Source organism: Rhizobium sp. CC1099 (assembly GCF_029714385.1).
Taxonomy (GTDB): Bacteria; Pseudomonadota; Alphaproteobacteria; order Rhizobiales; family Rhizobiaceae; genus Rhizobium.
This window is the reverse complement of the sequence record NZ_CP121642.1, coordinates 532,337-554,685: the sequence shown is the minus strand read 5'-3', so window position 1 is coordinate 554,685 and position 22,349 is coordinate 532,337. Positions and strand designations below refer to the sequence as shown.

At 58.5% G+C, this 22,349-nt stretch carries 17 protein-coding genes and 3 pseudogenes; 9 read left to right on the top strand and 11 right to left on the bottom strand.

All coding sequences use genetic code 11. The features are described from left to right. Positions 1–143 precede the first annotated feature (143 nt). Positions 144–758, bottom strand: coding sequence for a TetR/AcrR family transcriptional regulator (locus QA644_RS23865; RefSeq protein ID WP_283073577.1), 615 nt, complete (start codon positions 756–758; stop codon positions 144–146). 86 nt (positions 759–844) lie between these two features. Here QA644_RS23865 and QA644_RS23860 point away from each other — a divergent pair, with 86 nt between their 5' ends. Further along, positions 845–1,585 (top strand): NIPSNAP family protein, encoded by a 741-nt coding sequence (locus tag QA644_RS23860; protein ID WP_283073576.1) that lies wholly within the window; start codon positions 845–847, stop codon positions 1,583–1,585. 48 nt (positions 1,586–1,633) lie between these two features. Here the strand turns inward: QA644_RS23860 and QA644_RS23855 are convergent, their stop codons facing one another. Both QA644_RS23855 and QA644_RS23850 read right to left on the bottom strand, forming a co-directional pair. Beyond that, entirely contained in the window at positions 1,634–1,996 is a 363-nt protein-coding gene (locus QA644_RS23855) for a response regulator (RefSeq protein WP_239601118.1), read from the bottom strand. A gap of 285 nt (positions 1,997–2,281) precedes the next feature. Beyond that, a complete protein-coding gene (locus QA644_RS23850) occupies positions 2,282–5,977 on the bottom strand; it encodes a PAS domain-containing protein (protein ID WP_283073575.1) in 3,696 nt (1,231 codons plus the stop codon). A 472-nt stretch (positions 5,978–6,449) separates the two neighbouring features. On the opposite strand from QA644_RS23850, the gene QA644_RS23845 reads away from it, so the two are divergent. After that, positions 6,450–6,638 (top strand): hypothetical protein, encoded by a 189-nt coding sequence (locus QA644_RS23845; protein ID WP_283073574.1) that lies wholly within the window; start codon positions 6,450–6,452, stop codon positions 6,636–6,638. Between the two features lie 53 nt (positions 6,639–6,691). Here the strand turns inward: QA644_RS23845 and QA644_RS23840 are convergent, their stop codons facing one another. The 5 genes and pseudogenes from QA644_RS23840 to QA644_RS23820 all read right to left on the bottom strand — a co-directional run bounded on the left by QA644_RS23840 (position 6,692) and on the right by QA644_RS23820 (position 11,088). Further along, a complete protein-coding gene (locus QA644_RS23840) occupies positions 6,692–7,129 on the bottom strand; it encodes a CBS domain-containing protein (protein WP_283073573.1) in 438 nt (145 codons plus the stop codon). Positions 7,130–7,339: 210 nt separating this feature from the next. Next, complete coding sequence (locus tag QA644_RS23835) at positions 7,340–8,095, bottom strand: SDR family oxidoreductase (RefSeq protein ID WP_283073572.1); 756 nt, start codon at positions 8,093–8,095, stop codon at positions 7,340–7,342. 71 nt (positions 8,096–8,166) lie between these two features. Next, positions 8,167–8,906, bottom strand: a pseudogene (locus QA644_RS23830) (alpha/beta hydrolase). Positions 8,907–9,662: 756 nt separating this feature from the next. Further along, positions 9,663–10,313, bottom strand: coding sequence for a response regulator transcription factor (locus QA644_RS23825; RefSeq protein ID WP_283073571.1), 651 nt, complete (start codon positions 10,311–10,313; stop codon positions 9,663–9,665). Between the two features lie 238 nt (positions 10,314–10,551). Next, complete coding sequence (locus QA644_RS23820; RefSeq protein WP_194731972.1) at positions 10,552–11,088, bottom strand: Rrf2 family transcriptional regulator; 537 nt, start codon at positions 11,086–11,088, stop codon at positions 10,552–10,554. 227 nt (positions 11,089–11,315) lie between these two features. Between QA644_RS23820 and QA644_RS23815 the strand changes: the two genes are divergently transcribed. Beyond that, positions 11,316–12,251 carry a LysR family transcriptional regulator gene (locus QA644_RS23815; RefSeq protein ID WP_283073570.1) on the top strand — a complete coding sequence of 312 codons (936 nt, stop codon included), beginning with the start codon at positions 11,316–11,318 and terminating at the stop codon, positions 12,249–12,251. Positions 12,252–12,371: 120 nt separating this feature from the next. On the opposite strand, the gene QA644_RS23810 is transcribed toward QA644_RS23815, so the two are convergent. Beyond that, positions 12,372–13,121, bottom strand: a complete 750-nt coding sequence (locus QA644_RS23810; protein WP_283073569.1) for a glucose 1-dehydrogenase — start codon at positions 13,119–13,121, stop codon at positions 12,372–12,374. A gap of 716 nt (positions 13,122–13,837) precedes the next feature. Here QA644_RS23810 and QA644_RS23805 point away from each other — a divergent pair. Next, positions 13,838–14,188: pseudogene (locus QA644_RS23805) on the top strand (pirin family protein); the annotation flags it as partial. A gap of 265 nt (positions 14,189–14,453) precedes the next feature. Here the strand turns inward: QA644_RS23805 and QA644_RS23800 are convergent. Next, the gene (locus QA644_RS23800; RefSeq protein WP_283073568.1) at positions 14,454–15,092 is read right to left on the bottom strand and encodes a TetR/AcrR family transcriptional regulator; all 639 of its coding nucleotides are present in this window, start codon (positions 15,090–15,092) and stop codon (positions 14,454–14,456) included. A gap of 89 nt (positions 15,093–15,181) precedes the next feature. Between QA644_RS23800 and QA644_RS23795 the strand changes: the two genes are divergently transcribed. The 3 genes from QA644_RS23795 to QA644_RS23785 all read left to right on the top strand — a co-directional run bounded on the left by QA644_RS23795 (position 15,182) and on the right by QA644_RS23785 (position 20,113). Continuing rightward, positions 15,182–16,228, top strand: coding sequence for an HlyD family secretion protein (locus QA644_RS23795; RefSeq protein ID WP_283073567.1), 1,047 nt, complete (start codon positions 15,182–15,184; stop codon positions 16,226–16,228). Beyond that, on the top strand, positions 16,225–17,949 hold the full coding sequence (locus QA644_RS23790) for an MFS transporter (protein ID WP_283073566.1): 1,725 nt from the start codon (positions 16,225–16,227) through the stop codon (positions 17,947–17,949). Before QA644_RS23795 ends, QA644_RS23790 begins: the two co-directional genes overlap by 4 nt. A gap of 391 nt (positions 17,950–18,340) precedes the next feature. Next, positions 18,341–20,113: an adenylate/guanylate cyclase domain-containing protein gene (locus QA644_RS23785; protein WP_283073565.1), complete on the top strand. Its 1,773-nt coding sequence runs from the start codon at positions 18,341–18,343 to the stop codon at positions 20,111–20,113. A 19-nt stretch (positions 20,114–20,132) separates the two neighbouring features. Here the strand turns inward: QA644_RS23785 and QA644_RS23780 are convergent. Then, positions 20,133–20,291, bottom strand: a pseudogene (locus QA644_RS23780) (ABC transporter substrate-binding protein); the annotation flags it as partial. A gap of 644 nt (positions 20,292–20,935) precedes the next feature. Between QA644_RS23780 and QA644_RS23775 the strand changes: the two are divergent. Next, entirely contained in the window at positions 20,936–21,406 is a 471-nt protein-coding gene (locus tag QA644_RS23775; RefSeq protein ID WP_074071489.1) for a transposase, read from the top strand. Between the two features lie 285 nt (positions 21,407–21,691). Beyond that, positions 21,692–22,309 carry a hypothetical protein gene (locus QA644_RS23770; protein ID WP_283073564.1) on the top strand — a complete coding sequence of 206 codons (618 nt, stop codon included), beginning with the start codon at positions 21,692–21,694 and terminating at the stop codon, positions 22,307–22,309. The last annotated feature ends 40 nt before the right edge of the window (positions 22,310–22,349 follow it).

Here is a 22,349-nt window from a genome sequence, read left to right as displayed (position 1 = left end):
GAACAGCTGCAGACACTGACCGCTCCCATCAGCCAGTTTCAAAGGAGATGCCGCCCAAAATCAGGTGATCTTCGCTGAAAGCCGCCTCCTGAATACTTCGGAGTCGTCAAGATGCGCGCCGCGGACTTTGCGCCGCTGTCGTTTCATGGCTTCTGATCAAGGTATCTCAATAGTTCCTGGCCGCAGTCTTTGAGAGCAGAACTGCTCTGGCTTGCCTTCGCGATCCCCATTGCCCCCCAGTATGAAGCAATTATGAAGATTGCTGCGGCCTCGGCATCAAGGTGCGCGTAGCGTCCGGCGAGTTGATCCGCGCGGATCTTTTGCGCAAGTTGACTTCTCCATTGCGCGAGGATTGCGATGGCGGCCTCCCGCATGGCGCCATCTTGTCCGACCGGTTCGCTCACCATGTTGCCGAGCGGACATCCAGACACAAAGCCCTGTTGATCCAGTTCTCGGATGATCTCGGTGAATATGGCTTCTATGCCGTCGGATGCCGTCTTAGCCTGTGATATCGGCTTGATCCAAGTTTGCTCGACTGCGTCGGCGACATTGCCGTTCAAAACTGCAAGACCCAGCTCCTTCTTGGTCGGGAAGTGATGTGAGAACGCTCCACCTGTTACACGCGCCGCCGCCTTGAGGTCCTGAACGGTAGTAACGCCGTAGCCGCGGGTGGTGAAGGCGTTGAAAGCGGTTTCGACAATTCGCCTTCTTACGCCTTCCGGATCGTTCGATCTTCGCTTCTGCAGACGTTTCGCCATTGAAGGGTTCTGTAACATAACTTGACAAACAGGACAATCGACCTGTAATTAAAAACAGGACAGCTATCCTGTTTTTTGAGGGATCAATGCGTAAACCCACGTCAGCCGATTCAGTCTTCGAACTCCGCCAGTACCGTCTCCATCCGGGCGCGCGCGAAACGCTGATCGACGTTTTCGATCGAGAATTCCTGGAGACACAGGAGGAGGCTGGCATACGCGTCGTCGCTCAGTTTCGCGATCTCGATGATACCGACAGCTTCGTCTGGCTGCGCGGCTTTGCGAATATGGAGTCGCGAAGAGAGGCCCTCGGCCGCTTTTACGGAGGCTCGGTCTGGGCGCGCCATCGTGATGTCGCCAACGGCACAATGGTCAATTCCGACAATGTTCTGCTGCTGCGCCCCGCCAACCTCGACCCGAGTTCTCAGCCGTGCGCCGCAGAGCGGCCGCGCTCCGGCAGCACTTTGGAGTCGTCCGCGCTGTTTCTCTGCGCGATCCATTACACTGCGCCGGGTAAAGAGGAGGCTTTTTCTGCCTTCTTCGAAAATGAGCTCCGCTTACCGCTTCTCGAAAGTGGCGCGACTGTCCCTGCAACCTTCATGAGCGAACACAGCGCCAACACGTTCCCAAGGCTCCCGATCCGAGAAGGAGAATCGGTTTTTGTCGCTCTTTACCGTTTCCCGACGCCGCAAGCTTACGCCACTCATCTCGGCGCACTTGCAGCGTCGCGGAAGTGGACCGAGGAAATCGAACCGCAAATCATGCGACGCACGTGGCGGGCGAGCGAGGTGCTGAGGCTTTCACCGACGTCACGATCGTTGATGCGCTAGTTTTGTCGGAAACCTCCATCGATTTTCAGGCCCGCGATGAATTCCTTTTCAACTGCCTAAGGCCTCGCCGATGGCGGCAAGCAGCACTCGGCCATCGAAGGGCTTACGAAAAAAACCGCTGATGCCCTGGGCGCGGCCCTGATCCGCGATCTCATGGCGGCCTGTGATCAGGAACACCGGCAATTCCGGATGCGCCTTCTTCACCAAGTCACGAAGTTCAAAGCCATCCGTGCCTGGTATTCCTATGTCGGTGATGAGGACATCCACGCCTGACAGCCCGCTCGTAAGCAGCGATTCTGCGGAAGAGAAGCTGCGTGCCACGTAGCCCCCGGACTCCAGGAGTTCTTCCAGCGACTCAAGTACCCTTGGGTCGTCATCAACAACCGCCACGACAGGTCTTTTTTTGCTCATGCTCTGCTCCCTCTCGCTTGACGCGAGTGAGTTATTGACATTTCCAACTCCGCTATCCTCCGCATAACGTTCCTTGTGTGGATTTGCTGCATGACCCCGCTGATCCGCAGTTCTGCAGTGACCTATCTGTTAAAGACACCGCTCCCGTAAGCGGCAGCCCTTCCTCGGCGCATCAAGTTCAGGACGCTCCGGTCTTCTCCCGATCCTGGCCGATTGCCGCCTGGCTGAACGCCGTTCGGATGCGCGCATCGTCATTCACGCTCCATACGAATGGATCATTTGTTGTCATGGAGCTGTGTTCATTTCGGCCGGCAATGTGAAGATGAATTTCGCTCCGTGTGGTTCGTTTTTCTCGGCCCATAGCTGTCCACCATGCGCCTCGACAATCGAACGGCAGATCGCAAGCCCCATGCCCATCCCGTTCTCTTTCGTCGTAAAGAACGGCTCGAATATCTTGTCAGGAAACTGAACGCCACGGCCACGATCACTGATCTCGGTCTGAACCATGTCGCCCATCCGATGTACCCGTATCCGAAGAACCCTGTCATTTTGAACTGACGCCATCGCGTCCATGCCGTTGCGAATGAGATTGATCATAACCTGCTGAACCTGGACGCGATCGAACGCGACAAGCCGAAGATCGTCCTCGACCTCGATGCTCATGCGGACGCGGCGCCGTGACGCCTCCTCGGCCACGAGATCGCGCACCTCGGTGATGACGCCGCCGAGGGTCGTACAATCTCGCGTGTCTGAGGACTGCCTGAACAAGGCGCGAATGCGGCTGACGACGTCGGCGGCGGAATTTGCGCTGTGAATGATACGTTCCACCGTTTTTTGAGCTCGCTCGATATTTGGTGGATCGGCTGTGAGCCAACGCTGGCAGGCGCTTGAATAGTTCATCACAGCCGCCAGAGGTTGATTGACCTCATGTGCGATGGAGGCCGAAAGTTCGGCAAGGCTGGCCGCCTGGCTAGCGCGGGCGAGGCTCTCTTGCGTTAGAAGCAACTTTTCCTGAGCTCGAACCTCACCGTCGATATCCAGGCAGATGACGTTCCACTGCACAATGGCGCCGTCGGCGTTGCGCATCGGCGCTGCGCGCGTTTCGACCCAGCGATACTCACCATCGAAGCGCCGCAGACGATGTCTCCGCGCATAGGGCTCACCGGTGGACAGAGAATGGGCGTACTGCCCCTTAACGCCTGCGACGTCGTCTGGATGAACGCCGGCGTCCAGTGTGCCGGCCAGCCGGGACTTTCCTGCGCCGTCCAGTTCTTCAAGCTCGTATCCGAGGAATTCGCGGAGCTGCTGGCTGCGATAGACCGGCTCACCATCCGGCGCCGCGCAATCGATCAAGGCCGGCAGCGTTTCAACCAGCTGCCAGAGAAAACGCTCTCTCTCGCGCAGCGCCTCCTCGGCATGCATTTGATCTTCGATGTCGTGACAGAGGCCGTACCACTGCAGGATGCGCCCGCCCTCATCGCGCAGCGGCTCGGCGCGGGCCGACATCCAGCGATAGACCCCATCCGCACGACGCAGGCGATAGTTCAGGGAAAAGGCCTCGCCGGTGGCGAAGGAGTGATTGAGCGCCTCCGCCAGCCGGGTTGTATCATCGGGATGGACGAGCGCGGCTATGGCGGCAGCCAGCCCGCTCGATTCCGGCCTATCGTAATCCCCTACGTCCAAACCGAAGAACTCGATCATGCGCTTGCTGAAGAAAACCGGCTCGCCCTCTGGACTTAGCCGCCAGAGCAGGCTTGGAACCATGTCGACGAGCTGCGAGAACTCCCGTTCCCGGTTGAGCAGAGCCTTTTCAGCCTTCTTGCGTTCTGTGATATCGATAAAGCCGACCAGACTCTTGTCGGCGACGGCGCCGGGACGGGCGGTTGTGAAGAGAACGTCGATGACGCTGCCGTCCATTCGCGCCACCTGGGTCTCCTCCTGGAAGACCTCCTCGCCGCGATAACGCGCCTCAATGGAGCGACGTATGGTGGAAATGCTCGGCTGCCAGTAGCGGGTAATTGGCCCGTGCATCTCCTCGGCATTTTTTGCACCGAACATCTCGATGAGATGTTGGTTGACCTCCTCAACCTCCAGAGCTTCCACGGCGCGCGGCAGGAATTCGGGGTGCTCGTCGATGTAGGTCTGGAGTTCCGTCACGCCCTGCGCCCGCAACTCCTCGAACAAGGGAATAAGTTTGCTGGCACCCACCTGCGTGAGCCCGATCGGCATATAGTGGAACAGGTCGCGGTAGCGACGCTCGCTTTGCTGCAAAGCCTCCTGCGCCGTCACCAGGTCATCGATATCGAGACAGACGCCATACCATTGCACGATCCGGCCGTCGGGGTCGCGCAGCGGCTCCGCACGCCCCTCGGTCCAGCGATAGGTTCCATCTGCCCGATGCTGACGATACTTCATCGCGAAGGAGGTACCAGTCTCGAACGAGCGCGCGAGCGCCTGCTCCACCGCCTGCCTTTCTTCCGGGTGGACATCGGCCAAGGACCGCGAGGCGTCCGGCGCGGTCAAGTCTTCGAGCGTGACGCCGACCATGTCCATGAGCCGCTTGTTGATGTAGGACGGGGTCCCTTCAGGCGTCGTGCTCCAGATCAGAGCGGGCACGGCGTCGATGAGCTGCCGGAGCTGCCGCTCACTTTCGCGCAATGCTTCCTGCGCGCGCACCTCATCATCGATGTCGATGGAAATGGCCAGCCATTGCACAATCACGCCGCCTTCATCCCGCAACGGTTCCCCGCGGCCATCAACCCAGCGATACGCGCCGTCCGCGCGACGCATACGATATTTCATGGAGTATGGCTCACCGGTGGCTAGGGAGTGTCGGACCGTCTCTAGCAGACGGGCTGCATCTTCGGGATGGACCAGAGACTCTATGGCTGCCGCCATCCGGCTCATGTCCGGCCTATCCAGTTCGGCCACGTCGTTCAAGCCGAAGAAGTCAAGCAAGCGCTTGTTGAAGAATGTCGGCTTGCCTTCGGGCGTCAAACGTCTGATCTGGACGGGAACCATGTCCACGAGCTGCGAGAGCTCCCGCTCCCGGTCGCGCAATGCCACCACGCTTTGGCGCAACGTGAGTAGCGCCAGCTGATGCTGCCGGGATATAGCGGCAACGATGAGCGCAGAAAATGCCGAGATGGCCAGAAAAAGCTGCAGCATTATCTGCTTGTGCTTCAAGGACTCGGCATCGCCGGCAAATTGGCTGGCGCCGGATATTGTAAATACCGCCGTGATGAGAGCAAGGAGGGTCAAGGCGACGGCGGCGCCTCTGAACTCAAAGCGCGCCGCAGCCCAAAGAAGGGGCGGCATGATGATGTAGGCGAAGGGTAGATAACCGCTCAAGGAAAGGGCGGCGACACCAAGAAAGATCAGCCCAAGGACGCAAGCTTCCATCCATCGCGCGGACGAGAGCTCGATCCTACCGCGCCAGTTCTGGAACACGACCAGCGCCAGTGGCGCTACGATCAGGATCCCGGTGGCGTCTCCGACCCACCATAGTGGCCAAGCCGCCACGAAGGTCTGCGATTGTATGCCAAACCACGCAAGTGTCGCACTTCCCACCGTCGCGCCTACGACTGGCGCAATTCCGGCGGCCAGTACCACGAATGCGAGTACTTCCTGCAAGGTTTCCAGCCGAACCGGCCGCCTGCAGGTCCGATTCACAAGCCAAGCGCCAACCGCCGCTTCAAGCGCGTTGCCGATATAGATCAGGAAGGCTGCAGGCAGCGGACTATGGAACCACAAGAAATTGCTGAACAGTTCAGCCAGGCACCCCGCCAGCACCCACCACGGCCAGCTGTACCTGGAGGCGACGACAAGCGTGGCAATGAAAAGTCCGCTCGCAGGCCAAATGGAGATACCTGTTCCAGGTACGATTGCGAGCGACTGAGCGAATGCGCAACCCAACACATAAGCTGCAAAAAAAAGCCCCAGGTGCAAGAATTGGGGACGATGCGACCAGACGCACCTCATCGGCAGCTCCTGTCGGACAAAGGAAGTCTGGGCACTGTCAGCGCTTCGTCCGGCACCTTTACCCAATATCCGGGCTGATTTAATCATACCCCAACTTAATCCCAGCATGCCCCATGACTATAGTGGACCCTCCTCACGAAAGCCGGAATAGGTCCTGCGCTTCTGCGCTTAGGATACGTGGAAGCAAGCGACAAAAACACCTATTCCGAAGAATAGGGTCCGGCAGCTTGTCGGTGAAGCCCTTCTTGGAGGTCGCCAGGCAGTCCAGGAAGCACCGAGGCCTGGAGCTTTTTTGTCCCGGCATCAAAATACCCGAGAGGTTGACCCAAACCCTCATCCTTGCAAACTAGGGGCAGGAAAAATCGGCTTCAATGCGCCCCTTCGCATTTTTCATGCCTCAGATCCGCAATGGTTTCGACAGCATAAACCCAGGTCAGCTGGCGAAGATCGCTCGGCTGGGAGAGATCCCGCCTTGGACAAGGACGGCGGTCATGGCAGTAAAGAAGGCAATTTGTACGACCAGCCGGAGGTTCGCGCGCCGAGCCGAAAGCAGATGCCATACGACTATTCCAGCCAATCCGAGAAAGATCATCCAAGCCAGGGGAGCGCTCGCGATTTCACTCAGATAATCCTGCAGCATGATGGTCATCTCTTGGCGTAAATGGCAGATCGGTTTGCAATGATTGCAGACCAGCATCTTCGAACCGCGACTGGTTATTGGTAGCCGATACCCGCGATGTAGTTCGCGAGCATGTGTTCTTGCAGCTGCTCTTGCTCGAAGAGGACTTTCATCACGTCGCGAATATCAAGCACGCCGAGAGGCTTCGAACCCGCACCAAGCACCGGCATGTTCTGAAGCCGACGCGCCACCATGATCTCCCAGGCTGCATGGAGCTCCTCATTGGGATCGCACGAAATGATATTCCGGCTCATGAGCGTCTCGACTGAAACCTCCGCAGGTTCTCGGTACGTGAGATGGCGAACGAGGTCGGATTTGCTCAGCACGCCCGTCGCCTTTCCATTTTCCCCGCTCACGACGGCCAAGCCAATCCCGGGGCTGGAAAGCGAGAGTGCCGCAGCTTGCAAAGTGGCGTTGACATCGATGACCTTCAAACGAGCCACTGTCATAGGATATAATCGTTCGATGCGCATTGCGCCCTCCTGAGAGCTTCCGCGGGCCATGGCCTGCTACGCCAGGTGTTTCATTCGAGACCGGACATGGCGCCGCTGCGGCATAATCGGCAAATGTCAGCTGAGCGCTGCCTTCTCCAATCCGAACTTCGCATCGTCATCTTTGTCTCCGTATAATCGTCACTTCACCGACCCAATGGATCGGCGAACCGCGAGGGTTCTTGTCTGGGACTATCTTTGCTGCGTGGAATGGCGGAGCCAGTCTTCGAACCGGATTGCCCCGAGGCGTGCGCCATCGCCGGGAACGAGCGTCCGGTCGTCGATCTCCACCTCGAAGTAGCGGGCGTGCGGATCGACCACGATGTCGCGCGCGTCTTTGGTCGCTTTCAGAAAGCGCGTGACGAAGTCGCTGAGAGGCGCTCGCTCCGGACCGGCGATTTCGATCATGCCGTTCTGGGGCTCTGCCAGGGCCGCATCAGCCATGGCATCGGCGACATTGTCAGCTGCGATCGGCTGCAAGGCGCCTGGTGACAGTCGAACAGTCGACCCCGTGGTGCCGGATTGGGCGATGGCGCCAATGAATTCGAAGAACTGGGTGGCGTGAACGATCGTATAGGGAATTCCCGAACTCCTGATCAGGTTTTCCTGAAGCATCTTGCCGCTGAAGTAGCCCATTGCCTGAAGGCGGTCGGTGCCAACGACCGATAACGCGACGTAATGGCGAACGCCGGCAGGCTTTTCGGCTGCAAGGAGGTTTCGCCCGGATGTCTCGAAAAACTCAATAGCGGCCTTTTCTTCGAACGATGGCGCGTTCGCCAGGTCGACCACCACCTGCGCACCAGCCAGAGCATCGGTCAGGCCCTCCCCGGTTATGGTGTTGACCCCCGAATTCGGGGATGCTGCCAGGACTTCGTGTCCCTTCTTGCGCAATCTTTCCACAGTCTTTGAACCGATCAGTCCGGTTCCACCGACAACGACGATTTTCATGCCCATTCTCCTCGTTTGCATTATTGAAATTGCGTCGCTGGATCGAAAGAAGTCCTTGTGCCGCCAGGCACTTACTCAGCCGCTGCGGCCTCTTCGATGAGCGAGGCGACCTCGGTGGGATGTGAAACCATGACAGCGTGGGAAGCCCCCTCGATGACCACAGTCTTCACCGCGTGCGCGCGCGCCGCCATAAAGTTCATGACAGCAGGCGGGATGTTGCGGTCCTGCGAGCCGTAGACCATGTAGGAAGGAAGTTTCTTCCATGAGGCGGCACCCGAGGGTTCGGCCAGGGCGGCCTGTCTAATGGGCCGCTGGGTTGCGGCCAGCAGCTTTGCCTGATCTTCGGACACGTCAGCGGCGAACTGAGCACGGAACTTGTCCTGTTGGATGTAAAGATCCTGGCCTTCATCCGGCAGGGCGATCGCCGAAATCGCGCTCGCCAACGTGCTGCCCGGAAACTTTCCCGAGAGTGTAAGACTGGATTCGCCAGTATCTGGTGCAAAAGCGGCTACATAGACCAAGGCCTTCACATTGGCGTTGCCGTTGGCAGCCTCCGTGATGATCGGCCCACCATAGGAATGGCCCACCATCACGATTGGGCCTGAGATCGAGCGGATGAGGGACGAAACGGCCGCTGCATCTCCGGTGACGCTGCGAAGCGGATTGGCCGCGGCGATGGCCGTATAGCCATCCTTCTCAATTCGCCAATGACGTCGCTCCAGCTCGAAGATTCAGCGAAAGCGCCATGCACGAGCACGATGGTCGGCTTGTCCTGCGGACGTGTGGGCTGTCCCAGCGCGCTTCCCGACACGGTCGCCGCTGTGGCAAGCGCCAGAACTCTGATGATGTCTCGCACCTGTTTTTTCCTCCTGCGGTCGTCGTGACCAGTCTGAGGAGAATGCGCCAGCCGGGCGGGCCAGCCTATCGAACGCAAGCATCGGCCATATGATGCCAGAGTGTAGGTCGCATATATCGGGTGATTGGAAATCCCGGTCGAAACGAACCTGAGCCGGCCATCCTTGGAATTGGCCGGATTTGCTCCAGGTCGACCGTCGACCGCCTTGGGTATCAGTAAATGTGGTGGACGACAGCGCGTGCAAATCTCCATCGCCGACGCGTCGGTTTCGAGCGGCTTTTACGGGGTTCGTCAAAGGTCCGTAGATCATGGAGAAGAAGTGCGCAGTACTGGAACCAGGTCTCTGCCGCCTTGAAGGGCTGGCGACCTACCTCCGACCCTCTGATCGTCGATAGCACAACACTATCCGGCATGATGAAGGCAAAGCCTATGAAGTTGTCGCAGACGAGCATTCGCGTCATTTCGCCGACGCACGATTGCGCCATCGACGACGTCACGGGTCTCAACATAATCGCGTAGACGCCTGCCACCGATCGAAAGTAGGCCATGGCAGGCCAAGAACCTGGAGTAGCTCGGGAAGGACCTCACGCATGGGCGCGACGTCCTTCAACCACCGCAACGACAGGCGGCTCGAACAAAGGGACAGCCTTGCAACTGGGCTTCTCAGAGCGCCTTCTAAAAGTGCCGCTTAATCCCTCCACATACCCATGACTAGGGTTGGCACTTTTCGCGAAGGTCGGCGGGCAGCGTATCCCAGGCGCGGATAAGCTCACCGACAGAAATGGTCCGCATCTTACGCATCACGTTGCTGCGATGGAGCTTCACGGTGATCTCGCTGATTCCGAGTTCGAAGGCGATCTGCTTATTGAGGCGGCCGTGGGCGACTTCGCGCAGGACCTGCCGCTCGCGGGGCGTCAAGGTCGCAAACCGCCCGGCATGCTGCTTGATCGTCTGCGCTTGTGCCCGCTGCGCGACATCGCGTTCGATCCCGGCTATCACCGCGTCGAGCAGGGTCTGGTCTCGAACCGGCTTTGTCAGGAAATCGACGGCTCCGGCCTTCATCGCCTGCACCGTCATCGGAATGTCGCCATGGCCGGTCAGGAAGATGATTGGCTTTGGACTGCCCCTTGCAGCGAGTTGATACTGAAGGTCCAGGCCGCTCGATCCTGGCATGCGAACGTCAAGCACCAGGCAGCCAGGCCGCTCGGGGAGCTCCGCTTCCAGCAGTTCGCCCGACGAGGCGAAACAACTGACTTCGAGACCGACGGACAACATGAGCTCCTGAAGCGAGCTCCGCACCTCCTCGTCGTCGTCAACGACGAGGACCAACGGGCAATCGGTATCTGCGGCGAGCGTTGTCATGGGGCTACCTCCGGACTCGGCAAGCTCTGAAAACGAAAGGCCTTGCCGTCGGCGCACCAATGTTCCGGCTGTGATTGCGTCCAATCCTGGCCTGCAAACCGGGAAATCCCAGGCGGGCGATTAAAGTCTCGCTTCATTGCCACATCTCCTTCTGCTCGCCGGACGTCACGCATTTCAGCCATCGCCTGAGGGTGGACCAGATTTGGTCTCCCGAGCTCCGTCGGCACTTGGGTAGCCCTCAGGAAGACAGATCACGCGCCGCGGGCTTGCGGCTACGAGACTTAGTCCGTTCGTCAAGCCAATCACGAACCTCATTCGAAAAATCACGCGGCGCCTTACGGCCCACGACGCGTCCCACATCCGCCAGCGACTGACTGGCCAGAGAATCCCTCATTGCCTTCTCCGCACCGAGCATCACCGCATGGATCGCGCAGACCCCTGCCGTCGCCCACTTCGGCGGCTGATTACCGAATACAGCGCAGCGTCCGCGAATCTCCTGGCAATCGAAGAGTGGTTTTTGCCCCTCGATCGCATCCACGACATCCAAAATGCTGATACTCTCGGGCGCTTTGGCAAGTAGATATCCGCCCCGCACCCCTTCCGAGGCCCGCACGATTCCGGCTTTCTCGAGCTTCGGGAATATCTTGGCCACGAAGCTTGGAGAAATCCCCTGGAAGTCAGCCAGGTCACGGCTGCTCACCGGCGCCTCGGGCGAACCAACGAGCCAGAGCAGGCAGTGCAATCCATATTCCACGCTCACCGTCAAATGCGCCATTACACGGACTGTATCAGTCCGAGTTATAGCAAGCAAGGCATACCTCGGGTTCATCCGCGTTATGGAAGCCCTATACATCGCGCAGCGCACTGCCGTGATGACAGCACATTGCTCATCATGATACCGTCCTGAAATCTGGCAAATGCAATATCGGTAGGGTAGCGGGGCCGACCGGGCAGCACAATGCTCGTTTCAGGCAGCAGGCTGTTGCATCGGGGGGAACACTTGTGACCGACCTGGATGACCTTAGAAGCTTCATCGAAGTGGTCGAAAGCGGCGGCTTCAACCGCGCCGCCAGGCGGCTCGGGGTGTCGAAGTCGATCGTGAGCCGGCGCATCGCACGTATGGAAGCTGACCTCGGCACCCGCCTCATCACCCGCACCACGCGTGGCATCTGCGCGACAGAGGCCGGCCTCGAATTCAAGCAGCGCAGCGAGCGGATCATATCGGAATTCGATGAGGCGCGCGAAGCAGTTGCAATGCACGCCGGTGAGGTGGTTGGCCGGCTGCGGCTCTCGGCGCCGCTGAATTTCGGACAGCGCTACCTCGTCCCCGTATTGACCGAGCTCGCCGGTCGCCATCCGCGGCTCGAACTCGAGGTCTCCTTCAGCGATCGTGGCGTCGACCTTATCGGCGAGCGCTATGATGTCGCAATCCGTCTCTTCGAGTTGCGCGACTCCAGCCTGATCGCGCGCCGCATCGCCTCTGTCAGGCCCTTCATTGTCGCCAGTCCCGATTATCTTGCGCGCTACGGCCGTCCCGAAAAGCCCGAGGATCTGCACGCTCACGAGTGCCTCATTTACTCGGGCCGTTCGGCGCTTGACTGGAAATTCCGCGCAGGCAAACGCATGATTTCAGTTCGTCCGAAAGGGCGTCTTTTCACCGACAATGGCGAAGCGATATTGAACTGGACGATCGCTGGTCTCGGTATCGCCGAGCTCCCCTCTTTCATGGTCTCTGACGCAGTCAAGAGCGGAGCGCTCGTCCCGTTGCTGCTCGACTACCCGATGGATGCCGGCGCTATCTACGTGGTACGCCCACCAGGACCATACGTGCCGGCCAAGGTGCGCGTGCTGATCGACATCATGGTCGAGCGCTTCCGTGGCGAGCCCGTGTGGGATCGCAGCCTGATGAAGGAGCGCGGACGAGAGGTCGCAGCCTGATGATCGCAGTGCCGCGATCGGCGTTTTCAGATGGCGAAACACAGATAACCGTCGTCTGTGCCAGGCGCTTCGATGGCTTCGCACTCGCAAGACGCGGTCGCGTGCGTGGCCATACCGGGGTCAAAGCAGTGTCATACCACCGTCGACCCTCAGGTTGACGCCTGTGACAAAGCTGCTCGCGTCCGTTGCCAGGAAGAGCGCAGCTTTCGCAAGTTCCTCCGGCAACCCCATACGCCCCAGAGGTATCGCTTCCGCCATGGCTTTCTCGAAGGTCTCCCGTTGCTCGGCCGGAATGCCCAGCTTGGCCAGGATTTCGGTGTCGACAGGCCCTGGGCTGAGCACATTGACCCTGATGCCGCGCGACTTCAGTTCGATCGACCAGGACCGAGCGAAGGCACCGAGCGCTGCCTTCGAACCCGCGTATACGGCATGTCCGTCGAGCACCTTCTCGCTGGCAATCGAACCAGTGAGAATGATCGCGCCGCCATCCCGCATAATCGGTGCTAGTTTCTGTACGCCAAAAAAGACGCCTCGCGTGTTGACGGCGAATTGCGCGTCATATTCCGCTTCACTAACCTCGGCCGAGTGTGTGATCGTGTTGATCCCCGCGTTCGCCATGTAGATGTCGAGCGCCCCGAACTTATTTGCGATTTCTTTCGCAATGCGGTCGTGGTGGGCAAGATCTGCAACGTCGCCTTGTATCCCCAGCGCTCCCGCACCAATCTGCTCAATCGCATCGTCGACCGCCTGCTGGCGCCGGCCCGTAATGACGACCTGCGCGCCTTCAGCAGCGAAGGTCTTCGCCGCCGACAGTCCGATCCCGCTGTTTCCGCCCGTGATGACGGCGACTTTGCCTGCAAGCATACCCATGTAATCGCTGCTCCTGCTTTTGAAAAAGTGCCGGTGTGAGTACTATTCGCCCGCCGGCTTTGATGGTGTTGATCGATGTTCAGCCTTTGACCATGGAACCGGCAAACGCGGCACAACGACCGTGCCGACGCCTGGTTCGCTTTGATGCCGATGTTTCCTCCCGCCTCCTAGACAAAGCGTTTGACTGTGGGCAGGCCAAGGCCGCCCAATCCGGTCGTTCTCGTCGTGAAAAATGGTCTGACCGATCGACACATGAACCCACGCCGTCAACATAAAGGAACCTATGAGGAGAGCGCGGTTGTGATCGATCAGATCAAGGACGAGAGCAGATAATACCGAGGGACAGGTCGCCTGATCGCACCGGTTGCTAATCGAGAGATCAATCTGCCCTCGCAAACCAAGCCGTCTACGAGGGGTACGCTAAAGCGTTAATCACCCTGCCGGGGCAGGCTATGCACCTGCGCCGATGGCTCACGTGAGGATTGATGCACACATACGTCGGCTTGGCGCTCCTGATCGATTGTGTGGCTGGTCGAGGCGGGCGTTCTCGTGGCAGCTTGATGCCGTGAGCCGCGTTAACCGGACATGACAGAGATGACGAATGCGGGGGTCTTTCCGGTTTCGCCCTGCAGCCAACGAAGCGGCAGCCGAGCGTCCAACCTGTCCGGCTCCGCCCACTTTCGTGATGTCACCTGTCGTGTGGCACCGGGCTTCATATGGCGGCTGAGTTGCTTGCTACAATGGAACAGAAAGCCATGATCGGCATCGAAACTATCGTATTGCAACCAGTTCGTGATCTTGGAGATGGCTCTAAGGCACAGCGTGCCTTGCCGTCTCAACATCGATACTTGGTCGGTCCTTTCGTCGTTTTCGAGCAAATCGGCGCTGCTGAGTTTAGAGCCGGTCATGGCTTCGACGTACCGCTGCATCCCCACATAGGCCTTGCGACCGTGACTTACCTAATCGATGGAGAGATTCTCCACCGAGACCGTCTGGGTGAGGTGCAGACCATCCACCCTGGCGAGATTAACTGGATGACCGCCGGATCGGGCATCGTGCATTCCGAGCGGACGCCTCCAGACATCCGGGCCATCGGAAGCGACCTCCTCGGCATTCAAGCCTGGATCGCTCTTCCCTCCCGAGACGAAGAGCCTGCCCCGAGCTTTGTACACTACGACGCGTCGGAAGTGACCAGAACCTATGCCGACGGGGTCGAAATGACTTTGATTGCCGGAGAGTCTGACGGTTTTTCATCAGCAACAGCGGACAAGCCAGGGTGCTTTGGACTGGTTGCGGGCTCACTCCAAAGCCCTCGCGCGTGGCGGGAGGCCGTTAGCCGCCCGACGCTGTCCGTCTTTGAATTCCATCAAGAAAAATCGCCACGATCGAACCGGCGACTTCCTCTATCGCCTCAGGACCCAAGGGCGGGCGCAAGCCGAGCACGACTTGCAGGTGTGTATTATCGCGCAACATACCAGCAAAATGATCTGCAACCAATTTGCAGTCCTCGACCTCGATTTCGCCCCGTTTGCTCGCCTCTTCCAGAACTTCGGCGAGACGAAATGAGGCGCGACCGGGTCCTCGATCATAGAAGGCCCTGGCAAGATCAGGGAAGCGAAAAGCCTCCGCCATGATTGCGCGGTATACGCCGATCATCATGGGCGACATGTAGACTTCAACAAGTTTGCGAGCGAATTGCGTCAACGTTTCACGGAGATTGCGACCGACGATTTCTTCAACTGCCAACGTGCTGAGCGCATTATCGGCTCCCTCGGACACCAAGGCAGTGAACAGCCCTTCCTTGCTTCCAAATTCACTGTAGATGGTCCGTTTCGACCCGCCGACCCGATCAATGATCGCATCCACGCTGGTAGCGGCATAGCCTTGCTCGAAAAACACGGTGGCAGCGGCCTGCAGAATCGCAGATCGCCGATCATCTGAAGACGATCTTTTTGCTGTCCTGGTAGCCATCCTGTCCATCCTGTTGTTACCAACTTGACGGATACGGTACGTTACCGTACTTGTCAATGGTAACGATCAGTACCAGTTAGGATCCACAGATGCGACACATGATCAAAATCGGAACTCTGGGAGCTCTGGCTGCCCTTATCGCGGGGCTTGTTTGGTCCTGGGGATGGCAATGGGTGACAACGGGCCGTTTTGAGGAGGCAACCGACAATGCCTATGTCCGGGCCGACATCACGTCTCTGGCGCCGAAGGTCGCAGGCTATGTCCTTGCGGTGGGCGTTACCGACAATGCCATGGTCCAGGCAGGCGATATTCTCTTTCGTATCGACGATAGGGACTACAGGGCTCGGCTGGCTCAGGCAGATGCCAATGTTGCTTCCGCCCGGGCTGCTCTCGTGAATCTGGAAGCCGAGACACGCTTCCAAAAAGCCGTAATCGCTCAAAGTGAAGCCCAACTCAAATCCGCACTCGCCGCTCAGACACTGGCGATGCAGAGTTTCGACCGCTATCGCTCGCTAATACGCGCCAGCACTGTCAGCCAGGCAAAGTTCGAAGAAAGCGAAGCGGGCATCGCCCAAGCTGACGCTTCTGTCAGCGCCGCACAAGCTGGAATTGAGGCCCAGCGTAGAAAGCTGGACGTTCTGGCCGCCCAAAGAGATGCTGCCCAAGCAGCGCTTTCTCAAGCTGAGGCTGCTCGTACATTGTCTCAGATCGATCTCGACAACACGACGGTGCGCGCCCCGGTGAACGGCGTCGTCGGCAATCGTCAGGTGCGTGTTGGCCGATTTGTCACCACTGGAACGCCGATGCTCGACATCGTCCCTATCCATGACGTTTGGATCGTCGCCAATTTCAAGGAGACTGAACTTGAGCATATTCGTGTGGGCCAGCCGGTGCGTATCTCCGTTGACGGCTACCCCCACGCAGAGGTTCGGGGCGCTGTCGACAGCCTCGCGCCCGGGAGCGGCGCTGCCTTCAGTCTGATCCCGGCGGACAACGCGACAGGCAATTTCGTTCGTGTCGTTCAGCGCGTGCCAGTCAAGATCAGGCTAACGAGTATCCCATCGCAGGTGCGCCTCGTGCCTGGTCTTTCTGCCCGTGTATCGATCCGCACCGTAGAAGAGGGGGAGACGTCATGAAGCTTGTGGTCATCGATCCGGACCAAGTCGCACCGGTCAACACCAGAGCCTCCCACGGAACCATGCCGACATTGCTTGTTGTTGCCGGCATTGTCTTCGCCGCGCTCACTGAGGCGGTGGCCGGCACGGCCTTGTCCACGGCCCGGCTCGACATGATCGGCGATACCCACGCAACCCTCGACCAGTTCGCGCTGCTGGAAGTTGGATATACGGCCGCCAAGCTGACCGCCTTTATGCTGACCCCCTGGCTCATGGGCAGGCTTTCATCACAGACGTGCCTTCGCGCCGCGACAGGGATCATGACGCTCGTTTGTGGAGCGGCCGCATTGACTTATAATTTCGATACCCTCGTCGTTCTGCGACTTCTTCAAGGGCTGGCCGGAGGAGCGCTCCTGGTGAGCGGACAGACATTGCTGTTCCAGACTTTCTCCCGTTCGCTTCAGCCTGTCGTTCAATGCTTTTTTGCCTTCGGAGCGGTGGTCGCCCCTGCAACGCTCACGCCCTACATGCAGGGGTGGCTGCTCGACAGCCTGTCGTGGACATGGATATTCCTGAGCATCGTGCCAATCGGCCTGTCGGCGCTGGCACTTCTTGCGTCGACGGATCTTGGCGCTGATGCGCAGACACGAGCAGTTAGACTAGACCGGCTGGGCGCAGTGCTCTTTACCATCGCCGCATTTTGTCTGACCTTTGTCCTCAATCAAGGCAGCCGTTGGGATTGGTTGGAAGAGCCGATGATCGTGCACTTGTTGCTCGTGGGCGTCGTATCCTTGCTCTTGTTCATAGCCTTTCAGCTTTGCGCGACGGGCTCCGATACCATTCTTGATCTTGCGATTTTCCGGAACAGCGGATTTGCGTTTGGCTTCATCGCAAGCTTTGCAGCCGGTTTCGCGCTGTTCGGCAGCGCCTATCTCATACCGTCCTTCGCCATTTCCGTCCTTGGCATGACTCCGACTGAAGCGGGCATGCTGCTGCTTCCCAGCACACTGATGTTCATCAGCGCACTCCTCCTAACCACCTTCCTGGTCAGGCGGGGCAAGCTCCCACCGATCATCACGGTACCTTTCGGTATCCTCGGCTTTATCGTAGCCATGTGGATGCTATCCGGTTCCAACGGCGAAAGCGGCTTTTCGGACTTGATGCCGGCCATCCTCCTGCGTGGTCTTGCGCTAGGTTTCCTCTTTCTGTCGATCACGCTGATCACGTTGCTCGATCTTGAGGGGCCGCAAATCGCGTACGGGGTTGGGCTCTTCAATGTCGGCCGCCAGACCGGGGGGCTTTTCGGCGTGGCAGTCATGCAGACGCTTCTCGATCACCAAACGGCTTTGAATAAGGGCGTCATCGCCACATACATCGTCCCGGGCCGCATGGCTGTAACCGAACGACTTGCCCTGCTGACCAATAGCCTCACCTCGCATGGGATGGAGTTGAGCGTCGCTGCTAAAGCTGCTGTGCAGATCCTCACAAGAGAAGTGACTGCACAGGCGAGCATCATCGCCTTCGACACCGCATTTCTTACTCTTTCCCTTTTCTTCATTGCCGCGGCGCCGGTCCTGATCACCTTGAAAATTATAATCGGCAGGGCTCTCGGTTCCGGCAGCGAGACGCCTAACCATGCCGGCAGAGGAATTGGAATCGGCGCTCAAGCCTATGCAGACGACCAGCTAGGAGATGTTGATGTGAGCCAAATCGTCATACGACCTACTGCAAGTCCTCATTGAGTGCCGCCAATGCCGAGAGCCGAACTTCTCGGGAAAGGTCACTCCGACGACCCTCGCTGAAATGAGTGCAATTCGTTGGCAAATGCGCCAACGCTTCGGCGTCCGGATCCACTACTCCAGATTGTGCGAGTGGAGTTCGGGCGCATGGCGCCGGTCATCGAGGAACTGAGGTCACTACGAAGCCTGGTCTTCTCCCTCGGCGGTCGCCACATCCGTGCCCGCTAAAAGGAGCAGGGGCGGGTTGCTCGCGCGATCAATCCGCTCGCCGCAGACCTTAGGCGCAATTTCTCGAACTGACAGGCCCCCTCACCTCTAAACCTCATATAAATTCGCTCCTATGCGAGGCATTCGCAGGCCTATGTGCTAATCTGGATCGACGGGAACTGGAGCTATGAGTGAGACGCGAAAACTTGCGGCGATCCTAGTTGCGGATGTAGTCGGCTACAGCCGTCTTGCTGGTGCGGACGAGGATCGCATCCTAGCGCGGCTGCGGACGCTGCGCAGCGATCTGATCGACCCGACTATCGACGTCAATCATGGCCGCGTGGTCAAGCGCACCGGGGACGGAATTCTTATCGAGTTCCGTAGCGTCGTGGACGCCGTGCGCTGCGCGATCGAGGTGCAGACGGCCATGATCGATCGCAATACCGGCGTGTCGCATGAGCAGCGCATCGAGTTCCGGGTCGGGATCCACGTGGGCGATGTGGTCGAGGAAAGCGACGGCGATTTAATGGGCGACGGCGTCAACATCGCTGCGCGCTTAGAAGGAATTGCCAAGCCCGGCACGATCTATCTCTCCGAAGATGCTTACCGCCAGGTGAAAGCGCGGCTTGATTTTGCGGTGACTGATCTCGGCCAGCTCCATCTGAAAAATATTTCAGAGCCGATGCGGGTCTATTCCCTCCAGATCGGAACGGTCCCCCCAGCGGCGGTACAAACGCCGCCGCCCGCAACAGAAATACCTTTGACTGCGGCCAATCTCGATAAAATCTCCATTGCCGTATTGGCGTTCAACAACATGAGCGGCGATGCCGAACAGGAATATTTCTCCGACGGCATCAGCGAGGACATCATTACCGACCTCTCGAAGCTGTCGGAGTTGCACGTGATCGCCCGCAACTCGTCTTTCGTATACAAAAATGCAGCAGCCTCTGTGCCACAGATGGCCAGGGAGCTTGGCGTCCGCTACGTGCTCGAGGGCAGCGTGCGCAAGGCCGGCAACCGGGTTCGTGTCACAGCGCAATTGATCGATGCAAGCAGCGGCGGACATGTCTGGGCCAGCCGGTATGATCGTGACCTGACCGACATTTTTGCGGTTCAGGACGAACTCACACAGGAGATCGTGGCCGCGCTCAAACTGAACCTCACGCGTGGCGTTCGGGATCGGCTAACTCGGGCGCGCGCAGTCAATGTCCAGGCATATGAGTTTTTTTTGCGTGGGCGGGAGCAGGCGTCCGCACATACACGAACCGGAAATGTCGCAGCACGCAGCTTGGCGTCCGACGCCATCGCTATCGATCCAGGATATGTTGCTGCCCAGGCACTCATTTCTTTCACCCATGTGCTCGACTACGTCAACGCCTGGAGCACCGATCCGGAGGACTCACTGCGCTTCGGACTGGAACTCGCGCAGCAGGCAGTGGAGACCGCCGAAGAACAGCCCGACGGCCACTTCGCACTGGGGATGGCTTGCATGTGGAATCGGGAACTGGAGAGGGCGCTGACAGAAGCGCAACGAGGCCTCGCGCTTTCGCCCAACTCCGCCGAACTCCTCATGTTGATGGCCCATATCCAGATATTCTCCGGCGATCCCGCAGATGCCCTCGAGACACTTGATGCTTCCATGCGCTTGGACCCGCACTATCCGGAAGTTCTTCTCCAGTTTCTCGCCGATGCGCGCTTTTCTCTCGGCGAGTATGAGCGAGCGATTTTTGCGATCAAGCAGCGCCTCGCACGAAACTCCCAATCTGAGACCGCCTATGCGCTGCTTGCGTCATGTTACGGCCACCTAGGCCGGCTGGAGGAAAGTCGACAGGCTTGGGAGATGGCGCTGCAGATAAACCCTGACTTCTCTATCGAGCGCCGCCGTCGCGTCCTTCCATTCAGAAACCCCCAGGACTTTAACCATCGCGTTGAAGGTCTCCTGAGGGCAGGACTGGTCTGATGCGCTCTGATCCATTCCCATCTCCCAATGCTGCCGGCAAATAGATCTGCTTTTCATAGCCGCCGACCATGATCGTGATCTTGTCAGCAGCATTGGCCGAATTCGCGGTTGGCATAGCGGCGCCAGCAAGGAAGACGGAAACGGCAGCGGTGTGAAAAAGCGCGCGTGTACAACGCATAGACTATATCCTCCTGATGGTTTTCAGCATCGCCAATAACACACGGGCTCGTGTCTCTCCTCCACGATGCGACGACAACACTAGCAGCCCAAGCCTTCAGTCAGCTTTCAGCCATGTGGCTTAATCTCCAAATCACGAGCGCCGGCCCGCAACGTTGCGAGCAGTCTTGAATCGACGAAGGTGAACAACTTTCCGACCAAGTTGGGATTATTTCGGGTACCGGTCGCCTCTTGCCGGGTATTCCGATCGGCGGCTGGAATAGATCTCAAGTGGAAGTCTGTGTCGCGTACCAAGCGTCAGAGTTTCACCGCTAGCCATAATCGCGCTTTGGCTAATTCGTATTCCGTCGCGAACTTCCACGATAGCTTGCGGTTGCTGCGGAGACAATTCGCCGTTTCGAGCTTGTCAGAGATCTCACACCAGTCGAGGAAGCAATCAGGAGTCGACGTCGCCAATGGGCGATATACCCTAAGCAAAAGCATGCGCGTTCTTCAGGATAGAGCGAGTTTAAGCGCCAGTCGCGCAGCGATCGCCGGCAGAATACCTCCCCATCTTCAACGACTGCAAATGAGGAGGCTGGCGGTAGTGTTGACTCTGGAGTTCAACCAGCCGAAAACAGGCGATCGAATAGAGAGGAAGTAATGATGGCCAACGAGAACACCACAGGACCGGTTGCTGCAGTTGAGGCGACGGATGCAGAGGCAAAAGCACCCGCTGCCAAGAAGCAGAAGCCACCACAGCGTCAGAAGACGACCGTCGAACCGGCGCGAGCCGCGGCAAAGGCAAGTGCCGCAAAGTCGCAGGTCGCCAAGCCCAGGACGTATAGCGAACAGGAAAAAACCGGCAAGCTCAAGCTGATCGAAAAGGCAATCACCGAGGGCAAAAGCACCCTCAAGGATGCGATCAAGAGTGCCGGCATATCGGAGCAAACCTACTATAACTGGAAACGGACCGCGACGCCCGTTGTTCAAAGGAACGCAAAGCCTGTTCCGGCCGGCGATGAGCTGGCAGATCTTGTCCAGCTCGAAAAAGAGAACCAGAAGCTTCGCAAGCTTCTGGCGGAAAAATTGCGCTCGGAAAATACGGAGCTGCGCAAGAGGCTCGGGCTGGATTGATCTGAGAACGACGCAGGCGGTCATCTTCTCGATTGGCCGCCTGATCTTTTTTAACTCCAGAGGCTTGGTCGCCTCCAGTCTCTCCGTTGAGGAGAGCGATCGCGGGAGCAAATGTCTCCTGTTCAAATGACCGTTTGCGACGGGATTTTGGCGCTAAGTATCGTCATTCTCTCGGACACTGGCCAGTTGAAGCGCGCGGCAAGGCGATATATGGGTTCGCCAGCAGGAACGCAGTCGCGCTGATCGGCGCCTGCTATTTAGCGATTTGCTCAAGGTTGAAACCATATGAAAACGCCACAACGGAAATTCGTTGTTGAATTCAAGTCGGGTCGACGACAGACGAAGGCGCGGACGAACTCAATTTGGGGTGACACCGATCTCAAGGCTTTGGTTCGTGAAGCGGAAGACAAGGCGCCGCATCTGTTCAATTCAAATGCGGCACCTGGTAGGCCTGACGAGGGCGGAGAAGACATAGCGTCTGATACGATGAACTCGGGCTCTGCTGGCGGACACGCAGGCGAGGCCAGCGTTGCGGGAGCATCGACATCATTAGGTGACGGCGCAAAGGTCGACGTGCCAAAGCAAAGTGAGACGACTGTTGCGACTGCCGAAGTTGTTGAACCGGTGCAGGAGAGCCCGCCGGTGTTTCAGCCCAAGCGAACATCAAGCGACACTCCTCGAAAGCGTGTTAAGCGCGGTCCCCTCCGCGCGACCGCGCATGTTGCGATGAGGAGGAACAAGCCCCGAAGCGTGGAAGCCGTAACGGCTGGGGATGCGGTTTCCCTCGAGGAGGTAACTACACTTGATGCAGAAAACAAGCGGCTCAAGAGGCTACTGGCAGAACGGCTTCATGCACAGAACCTGCAGCTCAAGAAGATGCTCGAGCGCTTTGATGTCACGTAAGAGGCCAAGGGTCGCGCGCGCGACCCCCTGCCGCGAGGTA